General features: G+C 53.0%; 8 protein-coding genes and 1 pseudogene. 2 read left to right on the top strand and 7 right to left on the bottom strand.

Annotated features, from left to right (window positions below):
- From EJP87_RS10260 to EJP87_RS10235, 6 genes and pseudogenes are all read right to left on the bottom strand, one after another.
- The coding region (locus tag EJP87_RS10260; protein WP_420886858.1) for an acetyl-CoA hydrolase/transferase family protein at window positions 1-843 on the bottom strand (843 nt) is incomplete at its 3' end.
- A gap of 356 nt (window positions 844-1,199) precedes the next feature.
- A pseudogene (gene rpsU, locus EJP87_RS10255) lies at window positions 1,200-1,397 on the bottom strand (30S ribosomal protein S21); the annotation flags it as partial.
- A gap of 149 nt (window positions 1,398-1,546) precedes the next feature.
- Complete coding sequence (locus EJP87_RS10250) at window positions 1,547-2,998, bottom strand: DegQ family serine endoprotease (protein ID WP_227657569.1); 1,452 nt, start codon at window positions 2,996-2,998, stop codon at window positions 1,547-1,549.
- Window positions 2,999-3,046: 48 nt separating this feature from the next.
- Window positions 3,047-3,520, bottom strand: a complete 474-nt coding sequence (locus tag EJP87_RS10245) for a SoxR reducing system RseC family protein (protein WP_130471777.1) — start codon at window positions 3,518-3,520, stop codon at window positions 3,047-3,049.
- A 24-nt stretch (window positions 3,521-3,544) separates the two neighbouring features.
- Window positions 3,545-3,934 (bottom strand): zf-HC2 domain-containing protein, encoded by a 390-nt coding sequence (locus tag EJP87_RS10240; RefSeq protein ID WP_130471776.1) that lies wholly within the window; start codon window positions 3,932-3,934, stop codon window positions 3,545-3,547.
- A 19-nt stretch (window positions 3,935-3,953) separates the two neighbouring features.
- Complete coding sequence (locus EJP87_RS10235; protein WP_130471775.1) at window positions 3,954-4,622, bottom strand: sigma-70 family RNA polymerase sigma factor; 669 nt, start codon at window positions 4,620-4,622, stop codon at window positions 3,954-3,956.
- A 126-nt stretch (window positions 4,623-4,748) separates the two neighbouring features.
- Between EJP87_RS10235 and nadB the strand changes: the two genes are divergently transcribed.
- The gene (gene nadB, locus EJP87_RS10230; protein ID WP_130471774.1) at window positions 4,749-6,380 is read left to right on the top strand and encodes an L-aspartate oxidase; all 1,632 of its coding nucleotides are present in this window, start codon (window positions 4,749-4,751) and stop codon (window positions 6,378-6,380) included.
- A gap of 84 nt (window positions 6,381-6,464) precedes the next feature.
- On the opposite strand, the gene acnB is transcribed toward nadB, so the two are convergent.
- Entirely contained in the window at window positions 6,465-9,005 is a 2,541-nt protein-coding gene (acnB, locus tag EJP87_RS10225) for a bifunctional aconitate hydratase 2/2-methylisocitrate dehydratase (RefSeq protein WP_130471773.1), read from the bottom strand.
- A gap of 240 nt (window positions 9,006-9,245) precedes the next feature.
- Here acnB and EJP87_RS18910 point away from each other — a divergent pair.
- Window positions 9,246-10,264: Clp protease N-terminal domain-containing protein (locus EJP87_RS18910; protein ID WP_130471772.1), on the top strand; the 1,019-nt coding region annotated here is incomplete at its 3' end.

Here is a 10,264-nt window from a genome sequence, read left to right as displayed (position 1 = left end):
AATCAGGGGATTGTTGTTGACAAAATCATACAGCGCCTTGGAACCCATGCAAAACGAGGTCACCGTTTTACCGGTGTGAATGGCCTTGCGCGAGTTGTCTACCACACCGCTTTGCATCAACTGCATCAAGCCATCGCTAAACATTTCGGTATGCACACCCAAATTTTTATGATGGCGCAGCGCCCGCAAAACCGCATCGGGTATCTTGCCGATACCCATTTGCAAAGTGGCCCCATCCTCTACCAGCATGGCCACATATTGACCGATACGTTCGGTCTCTTTGTTCATCTTGGCTTTGGGCAGTTCGGTCAGGGGAGCCGGAATCTCCATGTAGGCATCCACTTCATCCATGGAGATACGGGTATTGCCATGGGTACGTGGCATATTGGGATTGATCTGCGCCACCACATAACGGGCCGACTCAATCGCCGCACGCACAATGTCTACTGTGAGACCTAAGGAACAATAGCCCTCCTCATCCGGTGGGGACAATTGTACCAAAGCAACATCAATCGGAAGCACCCCCCCGGTAAACAGGGAGGGCACTTCGGAGAGGAAACAGGGGGTATAATCGGCCTCCCCCTTTTGCACCGCCTTGCGCGTCTCTTCCCCAAGAAACAAGGCATTGACCCGTACCGAATCACGATAGCGGGGATCAAGCCAAGGTGCCTCTCCCAGAGTCAAAATGTGCACAAACTCCAGATCATAAAAATGCTTCGAGTGTACCCGGTCCAACAAACTGCGCACCAGCGCATGCGGACAACCGGGACCGGAACCGATAAAAATACGGTCCCCCGGTTTGACAAACTGTTTCCACTCTTTAGGTTGCAGCAACTGTGACATAAAAGCCTCCTCAACCAACCCTATCCAGCATACGCATCTGTCGGACGGTCTCGACTCCTGCCCACAGAGGCCAATGGAGCGGACCACAGCCACTTCCCCTCTGCTTTATCCCTGCTTTCGCGCGTGCACATCCCGAGCAGAAAATTGTGCTTCAACCGCAGTACTCTCTTTGGCTGTCACAAGTTCCACTCCGAGCTTGTGAATAAATCTACAGTGCAGCCCATGGGCTGCGTTGCAGGCTCATTCGCTCCTCGCCTAGCTTGATATGTCTCGTCGCTCATTCGCCTGCGCCTTGCCCATATGCTTGCTCGCGACCATTTTTCACAAGCTCTCCGGCCTGTATTGGCAAACGTTTAACCTGGACCAGCCACGGAACGACGCATTTTTTTACGCAAGCGACGCACCGCTTCCGCCTTTTTGCGCCGTTTGCGTTCAGACGGCTTCTCAAAAAATTTACGCTTTTTCATCTCCCGGAACATGCCTTCCCGGATCATCTTTTTTTTCAGAACCCGGATCGCTTGATCCACGTTATTGTCATAAACATCAATCCTCACGAAACCTGACTCCTCCTCACCAAATTCTTGCGACCTCGGCTGTAACGGGTTTTTTTTGCCCACCCGCCTTATGCCACCCCTGGCTTCATCCAAACCCGGAATTTTAACCCGTTTGTCCTACGTATTCAAGAATCCTTAAACATCGGCAACTATTTTCCTGAATCTGCCAATTGTACCGCCAGATAGAGCGGTTCACCCCCGCGAAACAACAGGATCAACAACGCATCCCCTGTTTTGGCATTTTGCAAAGCCCGACGAAAATCAGCCACATCACGAATCGGTTTCCGATTGATCTCTGCGATGACATCCTTGGCCCGCAAACCAGCATTGGCAGCACTGCTTCCCGGCTCTACTGCGGTAATCACCACACCGCGCACCGACTCCTCCAACTCCAACTGCTCACGCAACTCTGGAGTCAAAGAACGCACACTGGCCCCAAAAGAAGAGGCATCTGCCTTGTCAGAGCTGCTCGCCACCTCCGCAGCTTTCTCTTTCAATTCGGCAACCACCACATCCAGAGAGATGGCTTTGCCATCGCGAATCAAATCGATGCGCACTTTTTTACCGATGGGAGTCTCGGCGACAATAGCCGGCAACTCATTCATCTGCCCCACATCACGACCATCAAAACGAATCACCACATCGCCCGGTTGAATTCCTGCTGCAGATGCCGGACTTCCCGATTCCACACTGGCCACCAAGGCTCCATAACGTTTATCCAAACTGAGCGCCTTGGCCAACTCATGGGTAACCGATTGAATACGCACACCCAACCAGCCTCTGGTCACCCGTCCATGCGACTTGAGCTGCTCCATGACCGATTTGGCCATGTTGATCGGAATGGCAAAACCAATACCCATATTCCCGCCCGAGCGGGAAAAAATAGCCGTGTTGATACCGATGACCGCCCCATCCAAATTAAACAGAGGACCACCCGAATTGCCGGGATTAATTGCTGCATCGGTCTGCAAAAAATTATCATAGGGACCACTGCCGATATGTCGCCCTTTGGCGGAGATGATTCCAGAGGTGACCGTCGCCTCCAAACCAAAAGGATTACCAATGGCAATCACCCAGGAGCCCACATCAGCCCGGTCGGAATCACCCAACTGGGCCACCGGCAAGGTTCCCGCCCCCTCGATACGAATCAACGCCAGATCGGTTTTACTGTCTTTACCGACCACCTTGGCATTAAACTCCCGATCATCGGTCAAACGCACCTGTATGTTATCGGCATCGGCGATGACATGGTTGTTGGTTAAAATATAGCCAGCCGCATCCACGATCACACCGGAACCCAATGAGTTTGATTTTTGTGACTCCTGCGGCATCTGATCAAAAAACCGACGAAACAGCTCATCCAGCGGACGATTGCTAAAACCTTCGGGAAAAGGATTCTTCCCCCCCTTCTGGGCCGCCGGAGGATTGTGTGTGGTGCTGATATTGACCACTACCGGCTTCAACCGCTTCACCAAAGGAACCAAATCCGGTAGAGTGGATGCCTCAACCACACCAGCCACTGCACAGAGCAAACCTGTCAACAGAGCAAACAATCCCGGCAACCAATGACCCTTGCCATGCCACATTTTGCATCTTTCCATCTTCTTTTCATCTCCAGCAATAAAATAGACAACCACTCCCTACCACTCTCAGGAACAGACCCCGGCATGTCCAGCAACGGAGCTCAAAACACGGGCAATAACCGGTTGATGGCGCTCATCATTTTCAATGCGTTGATTGTAGAGATAGAGCCCATAAAAGGTGCCGGCCAAAGCCAGCAATCCGGCCAACGCCCCCACACTCTCACTATCCCCAATCCCCCAGGCCCGCGCCAGGGAGCGCGCAACCACCCCCACCAAAACCAGCGCCAAAATCGGCAGCCCATAAACCAAAAAAGAGGCTCTGAGCATCGCTCCTTCGGCAATTTCCAAAACCACCCTTTCTCCTACTTCGGCATGCAACGGATTGCGGGCACGGATACCTACACTCTGCCGCCCTGAACCAGCAGACAGGGCACCACAACTTGCTTCGGCATGACACCCTCCACAGCCTCCACGGCGCTGGTTGGCAACAATTGCATATTCACCCTCTACCGCCACCACAACGCCCTCTTCCCGTAACATCCCTTTCTCTCCTCACCAATTCTTTTACTCTTCCCCGCCAGACAAACCTGCGACATGGGATATAAAGGAGATCTCCACTTGTTCAACCGCTGGTTCCACCCCTTCCCCATTCGGCAATGCAGAGAGTGCTGTGGCAATCATCACTGCCGGAACACCAAAACGACGCAAACGATCAAACAGGCCAGCATGCACAGAATAGACCTTCTCGTTGCGAATTGCCCCCATGATCGATTGCGTCATATCCTCACCATCCTGCCACAAATATCCCCCTATTCCATCCTTCACCTGTGCCAACCATCCCATGGTTTGACAACAGTGGTCGCATTTCAGCAAATGCGCCACCACAGGATGCAGGATTACTGTCTCCAACTCGCCATCCAAAAATGCTGAAACCAATTCCGGATTACAAGCCATCTTTATTCCTCCACCCTTATTATGCCGACACCACACTGGAAACATTACCCGACACACGACTACGACCGCGTTCACCCAAATAACTGCGCATCCGATTGGCAATCTCCTGCCGTCCTCTAAAAATGCGCGACCGAACAGTACCTACCGGACAATCCAAAACCTCTGCTATCTCTTCATAGGAAAGCCCCTGCACATCCCGTAGCAGGATAGCCTTTTTCATACTGGGAACCAAGGAATCTATGGCCGCCTGTACGTTTTCCATCATCTCTTTACGCAATAATTGCCTTTCCGGTGTTTCATGATCTTGTAATTGAGGCAGAACATACTCTCCCTCAATATCCTCCTCCAACTCACTGATGGAAATGGTCTTCCCTGCTGCCAACCAGTGGTTTTTGGTAACATTCGTGGCGATTCGGTACAACCAGGTAAAAAAAGTGGATTCTCCTCGAAACCCCGGCAATGCCCGATAGGCTTTTATCCAGGTCTCCTGCACCAAATCGCGTACCTTGTCTGGATCATCCACATAACGCGAAACAACCGCCGACACTTTGCCCTGATACTGCCGCACCAGCAACTCAAAGGCCTTTTGATCTCCGGTTAATACCCGGTCAATTAAAATCTGATCATGATTTTTGACAGTTGCCTTTTTTTCTTCGCCGCTTACCTCGCCTGCATGCCTCTCCTCCATCAGCACAGACCCCATTTTTCCCTAAAATGTTCATAAAAAAAAGACTGGCCTAAAATAAGGATCACAGCGTACCATACTCTCTCAAACTTTGACTCACTCTATCATGAATTTGCCTACGGATACACAATGATTGTCAATTCTCCCGAAGAGCGCCTGCTTTCTGCTGATTTTTTGATCCTTGGCGGCGGTATTGCCGGTCTGGACCTGGCCCTGCGCCTGGCTGGAAACGGCTCCGTTATCCTGCTTACCAAAACAGAAGCTGGTGAATCAAACAGCCAATATGCCCAAGGCGGCATCGCTGCCGTCCTGGATCCTGATGACCAACTGGAAGCGCATATTGAAGATACCTTGGTTGCCGGAGCCGGACTTTGCCACCCGGAAACCGTGCGCTTCGTAGTCGGCAATGGCGCCAAATCGATTCGCCGCCTGATTGATATTGGTGTTGCTTTCACCAGAGATGAGGATGGCGGCTACCACCTGACGCGCGAAGGGGGACACTCTGCCCGCCGGGTAATCCACACCGCCGACGCTACCGGCAAGGCGGTGATGGCCACCCTCCTGGAAAGAGTCAGCCAACATCCCAATATTCGCATGTATCAAGATCAGATTGCCATCGATCTGATTACTGCCCATAAAATTGGCCGTTTTGTTCCCGGACAACCCAATCGCTGCTTTGGCGCCTATGTCCTGGACATCCCCACCAGTCGCGTCATCACCTATCAGGCACGCTTTACCATCCTGGCTACCGGGGGCGCTGGCAAGGTCTACCTCTACACCTCCAACCCGGATACCGCAACCGGTGATGGCATCGCCATGGCCTATCGGGCTGGCTGTCGGGTGGCCAATATGGAGTTTATGCAGTTCCATCCCACCTGCCTCTACCACCCCAGCGCCAAAAATTTTCTCATCTCGGAAGCTGTTCGCGGCGAAGGGGGAATTTTATTGCGCCAAGATGGCACCCGCTTTATGCCCCATCACCATCCCGATGCCGAACTGGCGCCTCGCGACATCGTTGCCCAATCCATAGACTATGAAATGAAACGGACCGGCGACGATTGTGTCTTTCTCGACATCTCCTTCAAAGGACGCTCCTTCATCGAAGAGCATTTTCCCACCATCATGGCCAAATGTGCCACCTTTGGTATTGCCATCGATAAAGAGCCCATTCCTGTCGTACCTGCCGCCCACTATACCTGTGGTGGCGTGGTCACCGGTCTGGATGGTCGGACCGATCTGGATGGCCTCTTTGCCATCGGTGAAGTCAGCCATACCGGCCTGCATGGCGCAAACCGTTTGGCCTCCAACAGCATCCTCGAATGTTTGGTCTTCGCCGATGCCACTGCCAACACCATTCTGACACAAATCCGCGAACGCCCCCGTGTCACCCAACCTACACTACCCCCATGGGACAGCTTTGGTACGGATGGCCAATGCGGCGAAGAGGTATTGATTACGCACAACTGGGATGAAATTCGCCGCTTTATGGGCAATTATGTCGGCATCGTGCGCAGCAACCGCCGCCTTGCCAGAGCACGCCATCGTATTGAGTTGTTGCAACAGGAGATCAATGAATATTACTGGGATTGCCAAATCACACAAAACTTGATTGAGTTGCGCAATATCGCCTTGATCGCCTCCCTGATCATCCGTTCGGCCATCCACCGTAAAGAGAGTCGCGGCTTGCACTATAATACCGACTATCCAAACCGTGATGATATGCACTGTCTGCGTGATACCGTACTGCCTATCCTCACCTGAAGCCTGACGGCAGTGGCTCCGGCAACCAACCTGCTCTGGGCACTCCAGATATAATGAGGGGGGCTTGCGCCCCCCTCATCACTGCTACGCTACCAGACCCGAATTTTCATAATTGGGAATCTGATCAAAATTTAAATAACGGTAGGTATCGCCCGCTTTGGGATCCACTTTCTCCGCCATATGTTTCATATACTCTTCCACGGTTGGCAAACGACCCAACAAAGAGGCTACTGCACCCAACTCTGCTGAACCCAAAAAGACCTGGGCCCCTTTACCCATCCGATTGTCAAAATTGCGGGTTGAGGTGGAATAGACCACGGCATTATCGGCCACCCGCGCCTGGTTACCCATGCACAAAGAGCATCCCGGCACCTCGGTACGGGCCCCGGCTTTACCAAAAATGCTGTACACCCCCTCATCCATCAACTGCCGCTCATCCATCCGGGTCGGCGGTGCAATCCACAAACGGCCAGGAACTGCCGCCTGTCCGTCCAGAATGCGCGATGCCGCACGAAAATGACCAATATTGGTCATGCACGAGCCCAAAAAGACCTCGTTGATCGTCGTCCCAGCCACCTCAGAAAGCAGCTTGACATCATCTGGATCATTCGGGCAGGCCAAAATCGGCTCCTTGATCTCATCCAGATTGATCTCCACAACCGCAGCATATTCTGCATCCGAGTCGGCTTTGAGTAGGGTCGGATTGGCCAACCAGGCCTCCATGGCATCAATCCGCCGTTGCAAAGCGGCTGCATCTTTGTATCCCCGTTTGATCATGTTTTTCAACAAGACCACGTTGGAACGCAAAAATTCGATCACCGGCTCCTGATCCAGTTGCACCGCACAAGCGGCGGCGGAACGCTCTGCCGAGGCATCAGCCAATTCAAACGCCTGCTCCACCTTCAACTGCGGCAAACCTTCGATCTCCAAAATCCGTCCAGAAAAAATATTTTTCTTGCCGGCCTTGGCTACCGTCATTAAACCGCGTTGAATCGCCACATAGGGAATGGCATTGACCAGATCACGCAAGGTAATCCCCGGCTGCATCCGTCCGGTAAAACGAACCAACACCGACTCCGGCATCACCAACGGCATGGCGCCAGTTGCCGCAGCAAAAGCGACCAAACCCGATCCTGCCGGGAAAGAGATGCCAATCGGAAAACGGGTATGGGAATCCCCACCAGTACCCACCGTATCGGGCAGACAAAAACGGTTCAACCAGGAGTGAATCACCCCATCACCCGGATGCAAGGCCACGCCACCCCGATCCTCAAAAAATTTACCCAGGGTCTGATGGGTTTTAATATCCACTGCCTTGGGATAGGCTGCAGTATGGCAAAAGCTCTGCAAAACCAGATCTGCCGAAAAGCCTAAGCAAGCCAGCTCCTTGATCTCATCGCGCGTCATCGGACCTGTGGTATCCTGTGATCCCACCGTGGTCATCTTGGGCTCACAATAGGTACCCGGGCGCACCCCAGACAAACCAACCGATTTACCCACCATCTTTTGCGCCAGCGTATACCCATTTCCGCTATCCAGCGGATTTTCCACCTGTTGGAACAAGGTTGACGCGGGCAGACCCAACACTTCACGAGCCTCTGCTGTCAATTTACGTCCTACAATCAGGTTGACCCGTCCACCAGCCTGAAATTCATCGGCCAAGGTCGAAGGTTGCAGCGTAAAGCTGCTCACCACCTGACCCTCACGGGTAATGGTGCCGCTCCGGGTATCAATGGTGATCACATCACCACTGTTGAGCTCGCCCACCGGGCACTGAATCGGCAACATGCCAGAATCTTCTGCCGTATTAAAAAAGATCGGCGCAATGCTGCTGCCAATCACCACACCGCCGGTGCGTTTGGCTGGCACAAAAGGAATATCCTCACCAATATGCCAGATCATCGAATTGGCCGCTGATTTGCGCGAGGAACCGGTACCCACCACATCACCGACATAGGCCAGAGGATGCCCCTTCTTTTTCAACTCGGCCAGCTCTTCCAAAGAGCCCGGTTTGCGGTTGATCAACATCGATTTGGCATGCACCGGCACATCGGGACGGCTCCATGCCTCTGATGCGGGGGAGAGATCATCGGTATTGGTCTCACCCGGCACCTTGAATACTGTTACGGTCACCTGTTCCGGCATCTTTGGACGCGAGGTAAACCAGGTGGCATCTGCCCAGTTTTGCAAAACCTGCTTGGCCTTGGCATTCTGTTTGGCTTTGTTGACCACTGTTTTGAACGAATCATAAATCATCAAGGTATTGGACAACGATGCGACTGCGGTATCAGCCAACTCTGCATCGTCCAAAAGATCAATTAACGGTCCCACATTATAGCCACCGATCATCGTACCCAGCAGACGAGTTGCCTCCTGACGGCTGATCAAGGAACAGGCAATAGCTCCTTTGGCCACATCCGCCAAGAAAGCCGCCTTCACCTTGGAAGCATCATCCACACCTGGCGGCACCTGATTGGCCAATAAATCCACCAACAAAGCCTCTTCGCCCGCCGGCGGATTTTGCAGCAGTTTGGTCAAATCGGCCGTTTGTGCCGCTGTTAACGGCAGGGGAGGAACCCCCTCCTTGGCACGTTCGGCAACGTGCTGACGATATGCGTCTAACATAACAATCTCCCCAATAAAGGATCTAATTGACAGCAAACCTCTACCATTAAGCCTTGCTAACATAGGCGCAACCCAACCTTATTGCAAGTCACTGCGTATCTCCCTCCCTGCGACAATCGACAAATCATCCCTTGTCAAACCGCAATCACTCCCTACTTATCACTTCAAGGCAGTCACATTATCGTTCGTTGCCACACTATACCCAGAGCTGCCAACAGAAATTATTATTGGGAGAAAACCATGCGCCAGGAGCGTCTGACCACCAAATCGCAACAGGCTTTGCAAAGCGCCGCGCAAATTGCTTCTGCCCGCGCCCATCAACAATTGGAGCCGGAGCATCTGCTTTCCGCACTGCTCAATCAAGAAGATGGCTTGAGCCGTCCCATCCTGGAAAAAATGGGCATTGCCTACTCGGCCCTGCTCACTGCCGTCGATAAGGTAATCGACCGCTTTCCCCGCGTCGATGGAGTCGATCAACTGATCTCCTCCCGCCGTCTGCAAGTCCTGTTCATGAATGCCGAACAGAGAGCCACCTCCCTCAAGGATGAATATATCTCCACCGAACATTTTCTGCTGGCCATGACCGCAGACAACCGCAACGACAGCGAGTTGGCACGACTGTTTCGGGACTTTCACATCACCGAAAACAAGATTCTGGCCGCACTGCAACAGGTACGTGGTGCCCAACGGGTCACCTCCCAGGATCCAGAAGGCACCTTCCAGGCGTTAGAAAAATATTCCCGCGATTTGACTGAACTGGCCCGGCAGGGAAAAATTGATCCGGTAATCGGACGCGATGAAGAGATCCGCCGCACGATCCAGGTACTCTCCCGGCGCACCAAAAACAATCCGGTGCTGATTGGTGAACCCGGTGTGGGTAAAACAGCCATTGCCGAAGGCTTGGCGCAACGCATCGTGCGCGCCGATGTGCCGGAATCGTTACACAACAAAAGATTGGTCGCCCTGGATATCGGAGCCCTGCTGGCAGGAGCCAAATATCGCGGCGAATTTGAAGAGCGCCTCAAAGCGGTCCTGCAAGAGGTGCAAAAAGCCGAAGGTGGCATCATCCTCTTTATCGACGAAATGCACACCCTGGTGGGTGCCGGGCGGACCGATGGCGCCATGGATGCCTCCAACCTGCTTAAACCTGCTCTGGCACGCGGCGATTTGCACTGTGTTGGCGCCACGACTCTGGATGAATATCGCAAACATGTCGAGAAAGATGCAGCGCTGGAACGACGCTTTCAACCTGTCCCGGT

The organism is Candidatus Magnetaquicoccus inordinatus (genome assembly GCF_004217665.1).
Lineage (GTDB): Bacteria > Pseudomonadota > Magnetococcia > Magnetococcales > Magnetaquicoccaceae > Magnetaquicoccus > Magnetaquicoccus inordinatus.
Note: the sequence above shows the minus strand (reverse complement) of the source record. Positions and strands in the feature narration are given on the sequence as shown.

Bases quoted from the DNA above. Each gene is read 5' to 3' on its own strand.
- EJP87_RS10250 (WP_227657569.1), bottom strand. From the start codon at position 2,998: ATGGAAAGATGCAAAATGTGGCATGGCAAGGGTCATTGGTTGCCGGGA.
- EJP87_RS10245 (WP_130471777.1), bottom strand. From the start codon at position 3,520: ATGTTACGGGAAGAGGGCGTTGTGGTGGCGGTAGAGGGTGAATATGCA.
- EJP87_RS10235 (WP_130471775.1), bottom strand. From the start codon at position 4,622: ATGGAGGAGAGGCATGCAGGCGAGGTAAGCGGCGAAGAAAAAAAGGCA.
- acnB (WP_130471773.1), bottom strand. From the start codon at position 9,005: ATGTTAGACGCATATCGTCAGCACGTTGCCGAACGTGCCAAGGAGGGG.
- EJP87_RS10240 (WP_130471776.1), bottom strand. From the start codon at position 3,934: ATGGCTTGTAATCCGGAATTGGTTTCAGCATTTTTGGATGGCGAGTTG.
- nadB (WP_130471774.1), top strand. From the start codon at position 4,749: ATGATTGTCAATTCTCCCGAAGAGCGCCTGCTTTCTGCTGATTTTTTG.